This window comes from Streptomyces sp. NPDC004134 (genome assembly GCF_042874195.1).
Taxonomy (GTDB): Bacteria; Actinomycetota; Actinomycetes; order Streptomycetales; family Streptomycetaceae; genus Streptomyces.
On sequence record NZ_JBIAMS010000023.1, the window covers coordinates 100,999 to 118,872 of the forward strand.

Consider the following 17,874-nt stretch of genomic DNA (forward strand, 5'->3'; position numbering starts at 1 on the left):
GGCCAGCGCGCCGGACTCCCGGTGGGAGCCCGGCGCGCTGTCGGGCAGGATTACGGCCCTGCGCCGGAGCGCGGGGCCGTACGGTACGGGCGGGCTAGCCGCCGCTCACCTCGTCGAAGACCGCCTGGGCCTCCTTGTCCAGCCGCGGCCCGGCGAGCCAGGTGGCCTGCAGCGGGCCGATGGACGTGACGGAGACGAGCTGCTCCTCGCCGTCGTTCGAGGCGGTCCAGCCGCCGCCGGAGGCGCCGGCGGTCATGGTGCAGCCGATGCGGTACATCGTGGGCTGCGACGCCTGGATCGACAGCCGGCCCGGCGCGTCGGTGCAGGAGTACAGCCGCCCGCCGTCGTACGGCGCCGCCGCCGGGTAGCCGGTGGCGGTGATGTCACCGACGTCCTTCACGGCCGGGGCGTCGAACCAGACGGGCACCGCGGCGCCCACGGTCTCCTCCAGGGACTGCCCGCCGCCGTCCTTCGGCTGGACCTTCATCACGGCGAAGTCGTACGGGGCGCCCACGCCGCCCTGCGACATGCCCCCGGAGATCCACTCGTCGGTCGTACGGGCCTCCTCGGCCCAGAACGTGCCCTTCGGCGCGATGTCGGCCTCGGTCGCCTGCTCGGCCTCCAGCTCGGCGACGGTCTTGCCCTCGGGGTTGAAGGAGGGCACGAAGATGATGTTGCGCCACCAGCCGCCTTCCGAGCCCTTGTGCACGCAGTGGCCGGCGGTGGCCACCAGGTTGGACTTGCCCGGGTTGGCCGGGTCGGCGACCACGGTGCCGGAGCAGACCATGGGGCCCTCGGGGGTGTCGAAGAAGATCTTCCCGGCGGCGGGCTGCGACTCGTCGTACGGCGTGGCCGCCTCGACGGCCTCGACGGGCGCCGGCTCCGGGTCGGTGACGCCCTGGTCCTCGGACACGTCGTCCTCGTCGACCCGGTTGGGCGGCTGCTCGGCGTCCCACATCCGGTCGGGATCCCAGAGGTCCTCGATGATCGGGTTGATGAACTCGCGCGCGTCGCGCAGCCAGTCCTCCTTGGCCCAGTCCTCCCAGCCGCCGTCCCTCCACTTGTCGAGGTCGAGGTTCTTCAGGGCGTCCGGGATCCCCTCGGGGAGCGCCAGGTCCTTCTCGGGCGCCTGCGACTCCTGCTGTTGCTGCTTGTCGTCGGCGCCGCTGTCACCGTCGCCGTCCTCGCAGGCACCGGCTGTCAGTGCCAGCGTGACCGCGAGGGCCGCCGCGGCCAGCGCCTTCCTCGGTATACGACGTTTCCCGTTGGCGGGCATGAATCGAATCCCCCAGTTTCTCTGCACAGGTGCCCCGGCGGGACACGAGCCCCCACTATGCCGGTGCCGTTGGGGACGGCCGCATCTGGCCCCGTGGTTCCACCGGGTCCAAGGATCTTGGCGGCGGGCCGTGTTCCGGCGGCGGGTGCGTCGTTGGTAGGGCGGGGGATGCGGACCCGTATCCGGTGCGAGGGGGTGGGGCTGTGCCCGCGTTTCGCGCAGCGGACGTGCACGCGCGCGTCTGCCGCACACGCCACACCCCCGCCGCGCCCCCCGTGCCGGGTTCTTCGTCCCTCCTCCCCGGCCCCTCCGTGCGGCCAGGGGACGCTCGATCCCGTACGCGACCCATCCCGAGGTGCACGTCTGTGAACGCGAAGCCCGCCGGCGACGAACTCCCCGCCGGCAGCGGCCGGCCCCCGGTGCGCCGGCGGCTGGCCCGGCTCATCGAGCCCGCGGTGCCCCGCCAGTACCGGCGCGGCGCCGAGGGCGGCGGGCAGCCCGAGCCCGACCCGCTGGAGCACCCGGACGCCGGGACCGCCGCGGACGCGGCCGCCGCCGAGAACCTGCTGCGCTGCTGGGTGCGCGAACAGGGCCTGGCGGAGCCGGAGAACGGCACGCTGCGGCTGCTGCTGCCCGCCAGCGGTGCGTGCCTGCGCGTCCCGGTGCGGTACTGGTCGGCGGCCGGGTGGCACCGCTTCGGGCGGCCCGTGCTGCACGGTGCCCCCAAGGACGCGCCGCCGGTGGACGCGGTGGCCCTGGCGTCGCTGCTGAGCCGGGAGGCCGCGTACGCCGCCGCACAGGCCGCGGACGCCGCCGGCGGCGGGGCACGTACGGCGCCCGAGCCGGCCGGCGGCGCCGACCTCGCCGGCCGCGTCGCCGACTCCGTACGCCACACCGCGGTGTTCCTCGCCGCCCGCCGCGCCGGCTCCCCGCCCGCGACCGCGGACCCGTTCCTGACCGGCGAGCAGTCCCTGCTCCTCGGCCACCCCCTGCACCCGACGCCCAAGAGCCGCGAGGGGATTTCGGAGGCCGAGGCCCGGCGCTACTCCCCCGAGCTGCGCGGCAGTTTCCCGCTGCACTGGCTCGCCGTCCACGACAGCGTCCTCGCCTGCGACTCGGCGTGGACCGAGCGCGGCAAGGGCGTGCCCGCGCGTGAGCTGGCCGCCCGGCTGGCGGGTCCCGGGCTGCAGGTGCCGCCGGGCTGCACGCCGCTGCCCGTACACCCGTGGCAGGCCCGCGAGGTCCGCGAGCGCCCCGGCGTCGCCGCCCTGTTCGACGCCGGTCTGCTGCGGGATCTCGGTCCGCACGGCGACCCCTGGCACCCGACCGCGTCGGTGAGGACGCTGTACCGCCCCGGCGCGCCCGCGATGCTGAAGCTCTCCCTCGGCGTGCGCATCACCAACTCCCGCCGCGAGAACCTCCGCAAGGAGTTGCACCGCGGCACGGAGGTCCACCGGCTGCTGCGTGCAGGGCTCGGCAAGGAGTGGCAGGCGTCGTTCCCCGGCGGCTTCCCGGGCGCGCCGGGCTTCGATGTCGTACGGGATCCGGCGTGGCTGGCCGTCGACACTCCCTCCGGCGAGCCGGTCGCGGGTCTGGACGCGGTCGTACGGCACCAGCCGTTCGCCGCGCAGGACGACGCGCTGTGCATCGCGGCGCTGACGTCCCCGGTGCCGCGGTCGCCGAAGGGGACGATGCGCTCGCGTCTCCAGGAGGTCGTCGGGCAGTTGGCCGACCGTACGGGGCAGGGGACGGCGGCGGTGGCCGCGGAGTGGTTCCTGCGCTACCTGGAGGTCGTCGTCCGGCCCGTGATGTGGCTGGACACCGAGGCAGGCGTGGCGCTCGAAGCGCACCAGCAGAACACCGTGCTGCTCCTCGACGCGGACGGCTGGCCGGCCGGCGGCCGGTACCGGGACAACCAGGGCTACTACTTCCGCGAGTCCCGCCGCGCCGAGCTGGAGCGCCGGCTACCGGGCCTGGGTGCCGCCAGCGACACGTTCGTACCGGACGACGTGACCGACGAGCGCTTCGCCTACTACGTGGGCGTCAACAACGTCCTCGGCCTGGTCGGTGCCTTCGGCGCGGCGGAACTGGTCGACGAGCGCGTGCTGCTCGCCGCGTTCCGCCGCTTCCTGGAGCAGACCGCCGCCGGCGGGGGCCGCTGCGCGCTGGCCGAACGGCTGCTGGGCGGCGGGACGCTGCGCTGCAAGGCCAATCTGCTGACCAGGGTGCACGGCCTGGACGAGCTGGTCGGCCCGGTGGACACGCAGTCCGTGTACGTCACCGTCCCCAACCCGCTGCTCTCCTGACCGCCCCTCGGCTCCCTTCCGTACGACGAGAAGAGGCACCGTGTCACCCGATCCCCCGGCCCCCACCAGGCACCCGGAGCTGCTCCCCGACGACACCATCGACTTCGGCGTCGGCCTCGCCCGGCTCCTCAGGGACGCCGCCGTGTCACCCGTCCCGTACGACATCAATTGCTGGACGCCCGCCGGCACCCCCGCCGGCCCGTTCCGTCTGGAGCCCGTCGACCCGGTCGGGCCGGAGCACGGCCTGGCGCTGCTGCACCACTGGATGAACGATCCGTCGGTGGCGGCCTTCTGGAAGCTCGCGGGCCCCGTCGAGGTCACCGCGCGGCATGTGCGGGCGCAGTGGGAAGCGGGGCACAGCGTGCCCTGCTTCGGCGTCCTGGACGGCGTGCGGATGAGCTACTGGGAGGTCTACCGCGCGGACCGCGACCCGCTCGCCCGGTACTACCGCGCGCGCCCGTACGACACGGGGGTCCATCTGCTCCTCGGCGGCCCCGCCGACCGCGGCCGGGGACTCGGTTCCCTGCTGATCCGCGCGGTCAGCGACCTCGTGTTCGACAACGACGCGCGGTGCGAGCGGGTGCTCGCGGAACCGGACGTGCACAACGTGCCGTCGGTCGCCGCCTTTCTGAACGCCGGTTTCCACTTCCGGGAGGAGCTGGCACTGCCCGACAAGCGGGCTGCGCTGATGGTGCGGGAGCGCGCGCTGCGCGACACCGACAGCCATGGCGGCGGGGCCGGCGACGGCGCGACCGGCGCCGGCCCCGCACCGCGCCCCGGCCCGCCCCCGAGCCCGCCCGGGCCGCCCCGGCCCGACCTGCCGTAGGACGGAGAGGAGCCAACGCCCTTGTCCGACGCCGCGAACATCACCCACAGAACCGACTGGGACCTGGCCGCCCGCCGGCTGCTCGCCAAGATGCTCGGCGAGTTCGCCTACGAGGGCATAGTCGCCCCGGAGCCCGACCCGGCGCCCGCATCCGGCCCCGGGCCCCGTCCCGGCCACACCGACGACGGCCGGTACCCCTACCGCCTCCCCGTCACCGACGAGGTGACCTACCACTTCACCGCCCGCCGCGGCCCGTACGGCCACTGGCGCGTCGACCCCGGCTCCCTGACCCCCGACGGCGACCCGCTGCGCTTCCTCGCGCAGGCGCACGACGGCCTCCTGCGGCTCGCCGGCGACACCACCGGCCACCTGATCCGCGAGCTGACCGCCACCCTCGCCGCCGACGTCCGCCTCGCCCGCGGCGCCCCGTCCGCCGCCCGCCTCGCCGACCTCGGGTACGCCGAGCTGGAGGGCCACCAGACCGGCCACCCGTGGCTGGTGGCCAACAAGGGACGCATCGGCTTCTCCGCCGCCGACGCCGCCGCGTACGCCCCGGAGGCCCGCCTCCCGCGGCGGTTGCCGTGGCTGGCGGTGCACCGCTCGCTCGCCGAGTACCGCGGCGTGCCCGCCCTCGCCCGCCCCGAGGACCTGTACGCGCAGGAGCTGGGTGACAGCACGCGCGCGGGGTTCGCCGCCGCGGTCGCCGCGGCCGGCCGGGACCCGGACGCGTACCTGTGGCTGCCCGTGCACCCGTGGCAGTGGGACGAGACCGTCGCCACGCTCTACGCGCCGCAGGTCGCCGCCGGGCTCGTGATCCCGCTGCCGCCGGACGCCGGCCCCGCCGACATGTGGCTGCCGCAGCAGTCGGTGCGTACGTTCCTCAACCTCACCCGCCCGCAGGCACGTTCCGTCAAGCTGCCGCTGTCCGTGCTCAACACCCTGGTCTGGCGCGGCCTGCCCACCGAGCGCACCCTGGCCGCCCCCGCCGTCACCCGCTGGGTGCACGGCATGCGGGACGCCGACCCCTTCCTCGCCGAGGAGACGCGCGTCGTGCTGCTCGGCGAGACCGCGAGCGTGACGGTGCGCCATCCGCTCTACGACTCCCTGCCGGGCGTCCCGTACCAGTACCGCGAGCTGCTGGGCTGCATCTGGCGGGAGCCCGTCGGCCCGCTGCTGGACCCCGGGGAGCGGGCCAGGACGCTGGCGGCCCTGCTGTGGACGGACGCCGACGGGCGTTCGCTGACGGCCGAGCTGGTACGCCGCTCGGGGCTCGCACCCCGGGCGTGGCTGGCGCGGCTCTTCGCCGCCCTGCTGCCGCCGCTGCTGCACTTCCTGTACCGCTACGGCACCGTCTTCTCGCCGCACGGCGAGAACGCCGTCGTGGTCTTCGACGGCGCGGACGTGCCGGTGCGGCTGGCGGTGAAGGACTTCGTCGACGACGTCAACGTCAGCTCCAAGCCGCTGCCGGAGCACGCCGGGATGCCGGGCGACGTGCGCCGCACGCTGCTGACGGAGCCGCCGGAGTTCCTGCCGCAGTTCATCCACTCCGGTCTCTTCGTCGGCGTCTTCCGCTATCTGGCGCCGCTGTGCGCGGACGAACTGGGCGTGCCGGAAGCGGAGTTCTTCGGCCTCGTACGGGCGGAGATCCTGCGCTACCAGCGGCGGTTCCCGGAGCTGAAGGAGCGCTTCGCGCTCTTCGACCTGCTGGCGCCGCGCATCGACCGGCTCTGCCTGAACCGGAACCGGCTCTACCTCGACGGCTACCGCGACCGGGCCCGGCGCCCGCACGCCGCCGTCGACGGCACCGTACCCAACCCTCTTCACTCGACGTGACGGCCGTCACTGTCAGTGCTGCCCCTTAGGGTTGCGTGCCATGGCAGACCAGAACGTCCTCGCGCCCGACGAAGGCGCCGGCTCCCCCACGCACGACGGCTCCGACGACCGCAGCGAGCTGCGTGAACTGCTCCATGCGGCCGTGGCCGCGGTCGGCGGCGTCGAGCGGGAGGGCCAGGTGGCGATGGCCGAGGCGGTCGCGGAGGCCATCGCGGACGGCTCGCACCTGCTGGCGCAGGCCGGGACGGGGACGGGCAAGTCGCTGGGCTATCTGGTGCCGGCCCTGGCGCACGGCGAGCGGGTCGTGATCGCGACGGCGACGCTGGCGCTCCAGCGCCAGCTCGTCGAGCGCGATCTGCCGCGGACGGTGGACGCGCTGCACCCGCGGCTGCGCCGCCGCCCCGAGTTCGCCACGCTGAAGGGGCGGTCGAACTACCTCTGTCTGCACCGGGTGCACGAGGGTGTGCCGCAGGACGACCCCGACCTGGGCGCCGGGCTCTTCGACCCGTTCGAGAGCGCGTCGTCGCAGCCGTCGAGCAAGCTCGGCCATGATCTGCTGCGGCTGCGCGACTGGGCGGACGAGACGGAGAGCGGCGACCGGGACTCCCTGACGCCGGGCGTCTCGGACCGCGCCTGGTCGCAGGTGTCGGTGTCGGCCCGGGAGTGCCTGGGCGCGGCGCGCTGCGCGTACGGCCCTGAGTGCTTCGCGGAGGCGGCGCGGGAGCGGGCGAAGCTGGCGGAGGTGGTGGTCACGAACCACGCGCTGCTGGCCATCGACGCCCTGGAGGGCGCCCCGGTGCTCCCGTCGCACGAGGTGCTGATCGTCGACGAGGCGCACGAGCTGGTCTCCCGGGTGACCGGCGTGGCCACCGGCGAGCTGACGCCGGGGCGGGTCAACCGCGCGGTGCGGCTGTCGGCGAAGCTCGTCGACGAGAAGGTGGCGGACGCCCTGCAGACGGCCGCGGAGAGCTTCGAGCGGCTGATGGAGCTGGCGCTGCCGGGCCGCCTGGAGCCGGTCCCCGAGGACCTGGGGTACGCGCTGCTGGCGCTGCGGGACGCCTCCCGTACGGTCATCTCTGCGCTGGGCAGGACCCGGGACTCCTCCGTGCAGGACGAGGACGTGGTGCGCCGGCTCGCGCTCGCCTCGGTGGAGAACGTGCAGGAGGTCGCCGAGCGGATCACGCAGGGCTCGGAGTTCGACGTGGTGTGGTTCGAGCGGCACGACAGGTTCGGGGCGTCGCTGCGGGTGGCGCCGCTGTCGGTGTCGGGGCTGGTGCGCGAGAAGGTGTTCAGCGACCGGTCGGTGACGCTCACGTCGGCGACGCTCAAGCTGGGCGGCGACTTCGCGGGGATCGGCGCCTCGCTGGGGCTGCCGCCGGAGGGCAGCAGCGACGAGGGCGCCCCGGTCTGGAAGGGGCTCGACGTCGGCTCCCCCTTCGAGTACCGCAAGCAGGGCATCCTCTACGTCGCCAAGCATCTGGAGCGGCCGGGCCGGGACGGCACGCGCAAGGACATGCTCGACGAGCTGACGGAGCTGGTGGAGGCGGCCGGCGGGCGCACGCTGGGCCTGTTCTCCTCGAAGCGGGCCGCCGAGGCGGCGGCCACGGAGCTGCGCGGCCGGCTCGACGTCCCGGTGCTGCTGCAGGGCGAGGAGACGCTCGGCGAGCTGATCAAGCGCTTCGCGGCGGACGAGGCGACGTGCCTGTTCGGCAGTCTGTCGCTGTGGCAGGGCGTCGATGTCCCGGGCGCCGGCTGCCAGTTGGTGGTGATGGACCGCATCCCCTTCCCGCGCCCCGACGACCCGCTGGCCACCGCGCGGCAGGAGGCGGTGGAGAAGAACGGCGGCAACGGCTTCATGGCCGTCGCGGCGACGCACGCGGCCCTGCTCATGGCGCAGGGCGCAGGCCGGCTCGTACGCGCCACGGGCGACCGCGGCGTCGTCGCGGTGCTCGACCCGCGGCTGGCGACGGCCCGTTACGGCAGCTATCTCCGCGCCTCCATGCCGGACTTCTGGTATACGACCGACCGCAACCAGGTACGTCGTTCGCTGGCCGCGATCGACGCCACCGCAAGGTCCGATCGCTCGAATGGGTGATCTGGACCACGCTGGGCGAGAGCCGTACGGCACTGCGTGATGGGCTCGGTAGCATCAAGTACCGGCACGGGAGCCGGTGAGCTGCCGGAGGTGCCGATTGAGCGCAGAGGTCCACAGTCCGGGCAATCCGGCGGGCGGCCCCCGCCGACGCGGCAGGGCCCGCCTCGATCTCCGCCGGCTCGGCCGGGTGGCCCTGCTGGGCGGCACCTCCTCGCGGGACGGTCTGCCGCACGCCCTGGAGCATGTGGCCAAGGCGCACCGCGGGTTCTATCCCGACGCCGACATCCCCACGCTGCGTACGGCCTATCTGCTCGCCGAGGACGCGCACCGGGGACAGATGCGCAAGAGCGGCGACCCGTACATCACGCATCCGCTGGCCGTCACCCTGATCCTGGCCGAACTCGGCGCCGAGACCACGACGTTGACGGCCTCGCTGCTCCACGACACGGTCGAGGACACTGAGGTGACGCTCGATCAGGTGCGGTCGGGTTTCGGCGAGGAGGTGGCGTACCTCGTGGACGGTGTCACCAAGCTGGAGAAGGTCGACTACGGGGCCGCCGCGGAGCCCGAGACGTTCCGCAAGATGCTGGTGGCGACCGGCAGCGACGTGCGGGTGATGTCGATCAAACTCGCGGACCGGCTGCACAACATGCGCACGCTGGGCGTGATGCGCCGGGAGAAACAGGTGCGCATCGCGCGCGTGACGCACGACGTGCTGATCCCGCTCGCCGAACGGCTCGGCGTGCAGGCGATCAAGACCGAGCTGGAGGATCTCGTCTTCGCGGTCCTGCACCCCGAGGACTACGCGCGCAGCCGTGAGTTGCTGCTCGCGAACGCGGGGCGGCCGGACCCGCTGGAGGAGACCGCGGCCGAGATGCGCGACGTCCTGCACGCCGCCGGCATCACCGCTGAAGTCGCCATCCGGCCGCGGCACATCGTCTCGGTGCACCGGGTGCTGCAGAAGCGCGGCGAGCTGCGCGGGACGGACTTCGGCCGGCTGCTGGTGATGGTGCCGGAGGCGGCCGACTGCTATGCGGTGCTGGGCGAGTTGCACACGTGTTTCAAGCCGGTGCCCGCGGAGTTCAAGGACTTCATCGCGGTACCGAAGTTCAACCTGTACCAGTCGCTGCACACGGCCGTCGCCGACCAGCGCGGGTACATCGTCGAGACGCTGGTACGCAGCCGGCAGATGCACCGCGTCGCCGAGGCCGGGGTGGTGGCGCTGGCCAGCCCGCTGGCGCGGCCCGCGGCCGGGCAGGTGGGCGACTGGCTGAAGCGGCTGCTGGAGTGGCAGCGCGCGACGCCCGACCCCGACGCCTTCTGGTCCGCCTTACGCGAAGACCTCGCCCCCGACCAGGAGATCACGGTCTTCTGCGACCCGGGCGGGCCGTTGGTGCTGCCCGCGGGCGCCAGTTGCGTGGACGCGGCGTACGCGCGCCACGGGGAGACGGCGCACACGCTGGTGGGCGCGCGCGTCAACGGGCGCCTCGCCGGCCTCGGGACCCGGCTGCGGGACGGTGACGCGGTGACGCTGCTGCTGGCGCCGGAGGCGTCGGGGCCCGCGCCGGAGTGGCTGGACCACGCGCAGACGCCGGCGGCGCGCATCGCGATCACCCGCTGGCTGGGGGACCACCCGGCGGCGCAGCCCGCCGACGCGGCGATCCCCCTCCCGGCCGACTACGTCCCGGCCGCCCCCGCCTCTCTTGCCGCCGACGATGCCGACACCCCCGCCGGCGTACCGGCGGACGACGTACCCGCGGGCGAGGTATCCGCGGGCGAGGTACCCGCCGGCGACGCCCCGGCCGACGGCATCCCGCGCGCCGCCGAGCCCGCCGTGGCGGAGCTGCCGGACGCCACGCCACGCCTCGCCCGCTGCTGTACGCCCGTACCCCCCGACGCCGTCACCGGCTTCGTCATCCGCGGCGGGACCGTCGTCGCCGTGCACCGGGCGCAGTGCGCCACCGTGGCCCGGATGGCCGCCGCCGGCCGCCGCGAGCTGCGGGTCCACTGGCGTACGGGCGAGGGCGCACCGCCCGCCGACCTGCGGGTGACGCTCAAGGCGGAGGCGTTCGTACGGGCCCATCTGCTCGCCGACCTCACCGAGGCCATCGCCGCCGAGGGCGTCGCCATCGTCGCCGCCGACGTCGAGCCGCCGCACGAGCAGCGCGTCCGGCACACGTACACGCTGCAGCTCCCCGACCCGGCGGAGCTGCCGGGGCTGATGCGCGCGATGCGCAAGGTGCCCGGGGTGTACGACGTCTCCCGCGCCCAGCACCCCGCGGGCGCGGACGGGCAGTCACCCGGGCCGGGCGCCCGCACTCGTTAGAGTGCACCGCTGCCGCGCCGGCGGCACGCGGGGGCCGCCCGCTGATAGCGGTAGCGCATGCTCCGCTCCGCCCGCCCGCGCCGTCCGCTGCGCCACGCCGTGCTCGCCGCCGCCGTCCTCGCCACCCTGGCCGCCGCCCCGGCGACCCCCGCCGTACCGGCCGCCTCCACCGCGCAGGACGCCCCGCGGCCCCGCCCCGCCGGCATCGGCGACCCGCTCTTCCCGCACCTCGGCAACCCCGGCTACGACGTCCTCGGCTACGACATCGCCCTCACCTACCCCGGCCGCAACGACGCCCCTCTGACCGCCCGTACCGAGATCACGGCCCGCGTCACCGGGCGGCTGCCCCGCATCAACCTCGACTTCTCCCACGGCACCGTCCGCGACGTCACCGTCAACGGCCGCCCCGCCGCCCACGCGCGCGCGGGCGAGGACCTCGTCGTCACCCCCGAGCGCACGCTGTACCCCGGTGAGCGGCTGCGCATCGCCGTACGGCACACCAGCGACCCCCGCGGCCACGGCGGCGGCTGGATCCGTACGAAGGACGGGCTGGCGATGGCCAACCAGGCCGACGCCGCCCACCGCGTCTTCCCCGGCAACGACCACCCCGCGGACAAGGCCCGCTTCACCTTCCGCGTCACCGCGCCCAAGGACCTCACGGTCGTCGCCAACGGCCTGCGCCAGGCCCGCGTGCGCGCCGGCGCGCGCACCACGTGGACGTACCGCACCGCGCACCCCATGGCCACCGAGCTGGCACAGGTCTCCATCGGCCGCTCCGCGGTGCTGCACGGCACCGGACCGCACGGGCTGCCGCTGCGCCACGTCGTCCCCCAGCGCGACCGGCGCACCGCCCGCCCCGTCGTCGACCGCACGCCCGCGCAGATCGCCTGGATGGAGCGGCACGTGGGCCGCTTCCCGCTGGAGTCGTACGGCGTGCTGTCCGTGGACGCGCCGCTGAACTTCGCGCTGGAGACGCAGACCCTGTCGGTCTTCGGCCGGGATTTCCTGCGCGCCGTCGCCCAGTACCCGAAGCGCGCCGAGGGCGTCCTCGTGCACGAGCTGGCGCACCAGTGGTTCGGCAACAGCGTGACGCCGCGGAGGTGGTCGGATCTGTGGCTGAACGAGGGCCACGCCACCTGGTACGAGGCGCTGTTCACCGACGAGCTGCACGACCGCGGCAGCCTGGTGCGCCGGATGCGCACGGCGTACGAGCAGTCCGACGGGTGGCGGCGGGCAGGCGGCCCGCCGGCCGCGCCGCGGCGGCCCGCGGACGGCGGCCAACTGGAGCTGTTCCGCCCGGTCGTCTACGACGGCAGCGCGCTGGTGCTGTACGCGCTGCGCCAGGAGATCGGTGCGCCGGCCTTCGAGGAGCTGGAGCGGGCGTGGGTGACGCGCCACCGGGACGGCACCGCCGGCACCGCCGACTTCGTCGCGCTCGCCTCCGAGGTCGCCGGCCGGGACCTGGAGGGCTTCCTGCACGCCTGGCTGTACGACGAGCGCACCCCGCCGATGCCGGGCCGCCCAGGCTGGAAGCCCGGGAAGGCCGGGAAGGCCGGGAAGGCCGGGAAGGCAGCCGCGCCCGCCAAGCCCGCCGAGCCCGGGAAGGCCGCCGAGCCGGCGCGCTGAGCCGCAGGACCCGCGGGGCCCGCCGGGGCGTTCCGGCGGGCCCCGCGGGCGGTAAAGCGGGTGACGCCCGTGCGGCAGCGTGCGACCATCGTGGATGCCACGACGCCCGCCGTGCGGGGAATCCTCCCGGTGTGCGGGGCGTTGTCGTAGAGGCAGAGAACCGATCTCACAGACAAGGATCCGATGACTTCTCCCACCCACCTTCCCCAGGACGATCAGCGTCTCCCGGAAGGCCTGCGTGCCGACGCCCTCATGGAAGCCGAAGCCGCGTGGAGTCCCGGATCCGACGCCGATCGCGACGGCGATCAGTTCGACCGCGAGGACCGTGCAGCGCTGCGCCGCGTCGCCGGTCTGTCGACCGAGCTGGAGGACGTCACCGAGGTCGAGTACCGGCAGCTCCGACTGGAGCGGGTCGTGCTCGTCGGCGTGTGGACCTCCGGTACGGCCCGGGAGGCCGAGAACTCGCTGGCGGAGCTGGCCGCGCTCGCCGAGACGGCCGGTGCGGTCGTGCTCGACGGCGTGGTGCAGCGCCGCGACAAGCCCGACCCCGCGACGTACATCGGCTCCGGCAAGGCGCTGGAGCTGCGCGACATCGTGGTCGAGACCGCGGCCGACACGGTCGTCTGCGACGGTGAGCTGAGCCCCGGCCAGCTCATCCACCTCGAAGACGTCGTCAAGGTCAAGGTCGTGGACCGCACCGCGCTGATCCTCGACATCTTCGCCCAGCACGCCAAGTCCCGCGAGGGCAAGGCGCAGGTCGCGCTCGCGCAGATGCAGTACATGCTGCCGCGGCTGCGCGGCTGGGGTCAGTCGCTGTCCCGGCAGATGGGCGGCGGCGGCTCGGGCTCGGCGGGCGGCGGCATGGCCACCCGCGGTCCCGGTGAGACGAAGATCGAGACGGACCGGCGGCGCATCCGCGAGAAGATGGCGAAGCTCCGCCGGGAGATCGCCGACATGAAGACCGGCCGGGACGTCAAGCGGCAGGAGCGCAAGCGGCACAAGGTGCCGTCGGCGGCCATCGCCGGCTACACGAACGCGGGCAAGTCCTCGCTGCTCAACCGGCTCACGGGCGCGGGCGTGCTGGTGGAGAACGCGCTGTTCGCCACCCTCGACCCGACCGTGCGCAGGGCGGAGACGCCCAGCGGGCGGCTCTACACGCTGGCGGACACCGTCGGCTTCGTCCGGCACCTGCCGCACCACCTCGTCGAGGCGTTCCGCTCCACCATGGAGGAGGTCGGCGACGCCGACCTGATCCTGCACGTGGTCGACGGGTCGCACCCGGCGCCCGAGGAGCAGCTCGTCAGCGTGCGCGAGGTGATCCGCGACGTGGGCGCGACGTCCGTGCCCGAGATCGTGGTGATCAACAAGGCGGACATCGCGGACCCGGACGTGCTGCGGCGGCTGCTGCGCATCGAGCCGCGGGCGATCGCGGTCTCGGCGTCGACCGGCGAGGGCATCGAGGAGCTCAAGGCGCTCATCGACGTGGAGCTGCCGCGCCCGCAGGTCGAGATCGAGGCCGTCGTGCCGTACACGAAGGGCGCGCTCGTCTCGCGCGTGCACGACGAGGGCGAGGTGCTCGTGGAGGAGCACATCGCCGCGGGCACGCTGCTCAAGGCCCTGGTCCACGAGGAACTGGCCGCCGAGCTGAGGCGGTACGCCCCCGTGGGACAGGCCGACTGAGGCGGTAGCCGAGGTCGTAGACTGACGGACGGGCCGCCCCCGGCGGCCCGTCCGTGAACCCCCGTCGCCGTTTGGATGATCGCTGGCATGCCCGAGGAAGTCGCACAGCCGCGCACGTACGAGGTCAGGACGTTCGGTTGCCAGATGAACGTCCACGACAGCGAACGGATGTCGGGGCTGCTTGAGGAGGCGGGCTACGTCCGCGCGGAGCCGGACGCCGGCACCGCGGACGTGGTCGTGTTCAACACCTGCGCGGTACGGGAGAACGCCGACAACCGGCTGTACGGCAACCTCGGCCAGCTCGCGCCGAAGAAGGCCGCGAAGCCCGGCATGCAGATCGCCGTCGGCGGCTGCCTCGCGCAGAAGGACCGCGACACGATCGTGAGCCGCGCCCCGTACGTCGACGTCGTCTTCGGCACGCACAACGTCGGCAAGCTGCCGGTGCTGCTGGAGCGCGCGCGGGTGGCCCGCGAGGCGCAGGTGGAGATCGCCGAGTCGCTCGAGGCGTTCCCCTCCACGCTGCCGACGCGGCGGGAGAGCCCGTACGCCGCCTGGGTCTCGGTCTCCGTCGGGTGCAACAACACCTGCACGTTCTGCATCGTCCCGGCGCTGCGCGGCAAGGAGAAGGACCGCCGCAGCGGCGACATCCTCGCCGAGGTCGAGGCGCTGGTGTCCGAGGGCGTCAGCGAGATCACGCTGCTGGGGCAGAACGTCAACGCGTACGGGTCCGACATCGGCGACCGGCAGGCGTTCGGCAAGCTGCTGCGCGCCTGCGGGCGGATCGAGGGCCTGGAGCGGGTGCGCTTCACCTCGCCGCACCCGCGGGACTTCACCGACGACGTGATCGAGGCCATGGCCGAGACGCCGAACGTGATGCCGCAGTTGCACATGCCGCTGCAGTCCGGCTCGGACGCGGTGCTGCGCGCGATGCGGCGCTCGTACCGGCAGGAGCGGTACCTGGGGATCATCGGGAAGGTACGGGCCGCGATCCCGGACGCGGCGATCACCACGGACATCATCGTGGGCTTCCCCGGCGAGACCGAGGCGGACTTCGAGCAGACGCTGCACGTGGTGCGCGAGGCGCGCTTCACGCAGGCGTTCACCTTCCAGTACTCCAAGCGGCCGGGGACGCCGGCGGCGGAGATGGCCGGGCAGGTGCCGAAGGCGGTCGTGCAGGAGCGGTACGAGCGGCTGGTCGCCCTCCAGGAGGACATCTCCTGGGGCGAGAACAAGAAGCAGGTCGGCCGGGTGCTGGAGGTCATGGTCGCCGAGGGCGAGGGCCGCAAGGACGGCGCCACGCGGCGGCTGTCGGGACGGGCGCCCGACAACAGGCTGGTGCACTTCGCGCGGCCGGAGGAGCCGGTGCGGCCGGGCGACATGGCGACGGTCGAGATCACCTACGCGGCGCCGCACCACCTGCTGGCGGAGGCCCCGCCGCGGGCGGTACGCCGCACGCGCTCCGGCGACGCCTGGGCGGCGCGGCAGGCGGCGCCCGACGAGGGCGGCGCGGGCGTGCTGCTGGGGCTGCCGAAGGTGGGCGTACCGGATCCGCTGCCGGCGGCGCAGGGCTGCGCGGCGCACTGACGGGCTCCCCGCGAAGGGGCCTGCTTCCCGTACGACCCCGCCCCGAGCGCGCGATCCACGCGCGCGTAGATCGCGCGCCCCCGGGCGTAGCCAGCCGTGATCCCCGGACGTGCCGAAGCCGCCGGAGCGGGGGCGGCTAGGCTGCGGCCCATGCTCGTCGCCGCCGCCTGCTGCCCGTGTCCGCCCCTGCTGGTGCCCGAGGTGGCCTCGGGTGCCGCCGGCGAGCTGGAGACGCTCAGAGCGGCGTGTATGGACGCCGTGGGGGTGCTGGCGGCGGCGCGGCCGGACCTGCTGGTCGTCGCCGGGCCCGCGGAGGAGTCCGGGCAGGGCCCGTATCCGCAGGGAACCGCGGGATCCTTCCGGGGCTACGGCGTGGATCTGGCGGTACGGCTCGGGCCGGCCGGCGGTGCGGAGCGGGAGCCCGGCGGGCGGGAGCTGCCGCCGTCGCTGGCGGTGGGCGCCTGGCTGCTGGAGCGGGCGGAGTGGAACGGCGCGCCCGTGGAGGGGCTGGGCGTCGGCGAGCTGCCGGCGGGCAAGCGCTGCGCGGCGGCGGGCCGGGAGATCGCCGCCCGGGCCGGGCGGGTGGCGCTGCTGGTGCTGGGCGACGGCAGCGCGCGCCGTACGCAGAAGGCCCCCGGCTACTACGACGAGCGTGCCGCCGGCTTCGACGCCGAGGCGGCGCGCGCACTCGGGGCCGCGGACGCCGCCGCCCTGGCGGCGCTGGACGCGGAGCTGGCCGCCGATCTGCAGGCCGCGGGCCGCGCCTGCTGGCAGGTCGCCGCGGGCGCGGCGGAGAACGCGGCCCTGCGCGGAGCGCTTCTCTACAACGAGGCGCCGTACGGCGTGGGTTACTTCGTGGCCACCTGGTCCTGACGCCCGCCGCCGCGGCGGCCCGGAGGCCGCGGGCCCCGTGCGGGGCCGCGCGCCTTCCGGAGTGGTCCTACTTACGGGCCTCGTCGCCCGCGTCGCTGTCCGCGGCCCCCTCGGCCGACTGCTGCTTCGGGATGCCCGCGGAAGCCGCGGCCTCCGCGTTCGCCGGCTCCTCGGCGGCCTCCGGCTGCGCCGCGGTCGCCGCGGCCTCCCCGGCCGGCGGTTCGGCGGCGGGCGCCGGCTCCTTGGCGGGCTGTCCCTCCCCGCTCGATCCGCCGCGACGAAGAAGCTTGGCAAAAACGCCCATCTCTACTCCATAACTGACTCGTGTGGGCGAAATTCCGCGCCGCCCGGAGCGGCTCATTGCGCCGCCCGGGGGCCCGGTCCGTAAACCGGCGTTCGGAACCTCGGAACGGCAAACGACCTCGAGGACACCGCGTTACGTCACTCGTTCGAGGGGTGTCCCGTTGTTTGCGAGACTTGCCGCGTGACAGAGACCACCCCCCGTCCCCAGGTCGTCGCGGTCGTCGGGGCCACGGCCACCGGCAAGTCCGAACTCGGGATCGCGCTCGCCCGGCGGCTCGGCGGCGACATCGTCAACGCCGACTCGATGCAGCTCTACCGGGGGATGAACATCGGCACGGCCAAGCTGACGCCCGCGGAGCGGCAGGGCGTGCCGCACCACCTGCTCGACGTGTGGGACGTCACGGAGACCGCCAGCGTCGCCGCGTACCAGCGCCTGGCCCGCGCCGAGATCGACCGGCTCGGCGCGCTCGGCCGCGCCGCGGTGCTCGTCGGCGGCTCCGGGCTGTACGTGCGCGGGGCCGTCGACGCCATGGACTTCCCCGGCACCGACCCCGGCGTCCGCGCCCGGCTGGAGGCGGAGCTGGCGGCCGGCGGGCCGGGTCCGCTGCACGCGCGCCTCGCCGCCGCCGACCCCGACGCCGCCGCCGCGATCCTGCCGGGCAACGGCCGCCGGATCGTCCGGGCCCTGGAGGTGATCGAGCTGACCGGCCGCCCCTTCACGGCCAACCTCCCCGCGCACGAGTCCGTCTACGACACCGTCCAGATCGGTATCGCGGTGCCGCGGCCGGAGCTGGCGGCCCGGATCGAGCAGCGGGTGCACCGGATGTGGCGGGCCGGTCTGGTGGACGAGGTGCGGCGGCTGGAAGCGGAAGGGCTGCGTGAGGGCCGTACCGCCGCCAGGGCCCTGGGGTACCAGCAGGTGCTGGCGTTCCTCGCCGGCGAGTGCACGGAAGCGGAGGCCCGGGACGAGACCGTGAGGGCCACCCGGAGGTTCGCGCGACGGCAGGAGACGTGGTTCCGGCGCGACGCGCGCGTGCACTGGATCAGCGGCTCGGAGGCCGACCGTGACCGCCTTCCGGACACCGCGTGTGACCTACTCGAACGGTCGGTTACAGGCTGATCACGTCATGGCATCGGGACGCCTCG

12 protein-coding genes are annotated in these 17,874 nt (G+C 74.4%); 10 read left to right on the forward strand and 2 right to left on the reverse strand.

The genetic code is table 11. The features are described from left to right. Positions 1-94 precede the first annotated feature (94 nt). Positions 95-1,276 carry a trypsin-like serine peptidase gene (locus tag ACFYVJ_RS26025; protein ID WP_388895977.1) on the reverse strand — a complete coding sequence of 394 codons (1,182 nt, stop codon included), beginning with the start codon at positions 1,274-1,276 and terminating at the stop codon, positions 95-97. Between the two features lie 365 nt (positions 1,277-1,641). Between ACFYVJ_RS26025 and ACFYVJ_RS26030 the strand changes: the two genes are divergently transcribed. The 9 genes from ACFYVJ_RS26030 (at position 1,642) to ACFYVJ_RS26070 (ending at position 16,425) form a co-directional block, all read left to right on the forward strand. Next, a complete protein-coding gene (locus tag ACFYVJ_RS26030; RefSeq protein ID WP_388895980.1) occupies positions 1,642-3,582 on the forward strand; it encodes an IucA/IucC family protein in 1,941 nt (646 codons plus the stop codon). A 40-nt stretch (positions 3,583-3,622) separates the two neighbouring features. Next, the gene (locus tag ACFYVJ_RS26035) at positions 3,623-4,408 is read left to right on the forward strand and encodes a GNAT family N-acetyltransferase (protein ID WP_388895982.1); all 786 of its coding nucleotides are present in this window, start codon (positions 3,623-3,625) and stop codon (positions 4,406-4,408) included. 21 nt (positions 4,409-4,429) lie between these two features. Further along, positions 4,430-6,241 (forward strand): IucA/IucC family protein, encoded by a 1,812-nt coding sequence (locus ACFYVJ_RS26040; protein ID WP_388895984.1) that lies wholly within the window; start codon positions 4,430-4,432, stop codon positions 6,239-6,241. Positions 6,242-6,281: 40 nt separating this feature from the next. Next, the gene (locus tag ACFYVJ_RS26045) at positions 6,282-8,336 is read left to right on the forward strand and encodes an ATP-dependent DNA helicase (RefSeq protein ID WP_388895986.1); all 2,055 of its coding nucleotides are present in this window, start codon (positions 6,282-6,284) and stop codon (positions 8,334-8,336) included. Positions 8,337-8,433: 97 nt separating this feature from the next. Next, entirely contained in the window at positions 8,434-10,662 is a 2,229-nt protein-coding gene (locus ACFYVJ_RS26050) for a RelA/SpoT family protein (RefSeq protein WP_388895989.1), read from the forward strand. Positions 10,663-10,719: 57 nt separating this feature from the next. After that, positions 10,720-12,288, forward strand: a complete 1,569-nt coding sequence (locus ACFYVJ_RS26055) for a M1 family metallopeptidase (protein ID WP_388895992.1) — start codon at positions 10,720-10,722, stop codon at positions 12,286-12,288. 183 nt (positions 12,289-12,471) lie between these two features. Continuing rightward, the gene (hflX, locus tag ACFYVJ_RS26060; RefSeq protein WP_388895994.1) at positions 12,472-13,968 is read left to right on the forward strand and encodes a GTPase HflX; all 1,497 of its coding nucleotides are present in this window, start codon (positions 12,472-12,474) and stop codon (positions 13,966-13,968) included. Between the two features lie 87 nt (positions 13,969-14,055). After that, entirely contained in the window at positions 14,056-15,552 is a 1,497-nt protein-coding gene (miaB, locus tag ACFYVJ_RS26065) for a tRNA (N6-isopentenyl adenosine(37)-C2)-methylthiotransferase MiaB (RefSeq protein WP_388895996.1), read from the forward strand. Positions 15,553-15,702: 150 nt separating this feature from the next. Then, on the forward strand, positions 15,703-16,425 hold the full coding sequence (locus ACFYVJ_RS26070; RefSeq protein ID WP_388895998.1) for a class III extradiol dioxygenase subunit B-like domain-containing protein: 723 nt from the start codon (positions 15,703-15,705) through the stop codon (positions 16,423-16,425). A 67-nt stretch (positions 16,426-16,492) separates the two neighbouring features. Here ACFYVJ_RS26070 and ACFYVJ_RS26075 read toward each other — a convergent pair whose 3' ends face one another. Beyond that, on the reverse strand, positions 16,493-16,729 hold the full coding sequence (locus tag ACFYVJ_RS26075; RefSeq protein WP_388896000.1) for a hypothetical protein: 237 nt from the start codon (positions 16,727-16,729) through the stop codon (positions 16,493-16,495). Positions 16,730-16,909: 180 nt separating this feature from the next. Between ACFYVJ_RS26075 and miaA the strand changes: the two genes are divergently transcribed. Then, positions 16,910-17,848: a tRNA (adenosine(37)-N6)-dimethylallyltransferase MiaA gene (gene miaA, locus ACFYVJ_RS26080; RefSeq protein WP_388896002.1), complete on the forward strand. Its 939-nt coding sequence runs from the start codon at positions 16,910-16,912 to the stop codon at positions 17,846-17,848. Positions 17,849-17,874 lie beyond the last annotated feature (26 nt).

Coding starts and splice junctions, on each gene's coding strand:
- ACFYVJ_RS26055 (WP_388895992.1), top strand. CDS start 10,720: ATGCTCCGCTCCGCCCGCCCGCGCCGTCCGCTGCGCCACGCCGTGCTC.
- ACFYVJ_RS26075 (WP_388896000.1), bottom strand. CDS start 16,729: ATGGGCGTTTTTGCCAAGCTTCTTCGTCGCGGCGGATCGAGCGGGGAG.
- miaB (WP_388895996.1), top strand. CDS start 14,056: ATGCCCGAGGAAGTCGCACAGCCGCGCACGTACGAGGTCAGGACGTTC.
- ACFYVJ_RS26045 (WP_388895986.1), top strand. CDS start 6,282: ATGGCAGACCAGAACGTCCTCGCGCCCGACGAAGGCGCCGGCTCCCCC.
- hflX (WP_388895994.1), top strand. CDS start 12,472: ATGACTTCTCCCACCCACCTTCCCCAGGACGATCAGCGTCTCCCGGAA.
- ACFYVJ_RS26025 (WP_388895977.1), bottom strand. CDS start 1,276: ATGCCCGCCAACGGGAAACGTCGTATACCGAGGAAGGCGCTGGCCGCG.
- ACFYVJ_RS26070 (WP_388895998.1), top strand. CDS start 15,703: ATGCTCGTCGCCGCCGCCTGCTGCCCGTGTCCGCCCCTGCTGGTGCCC.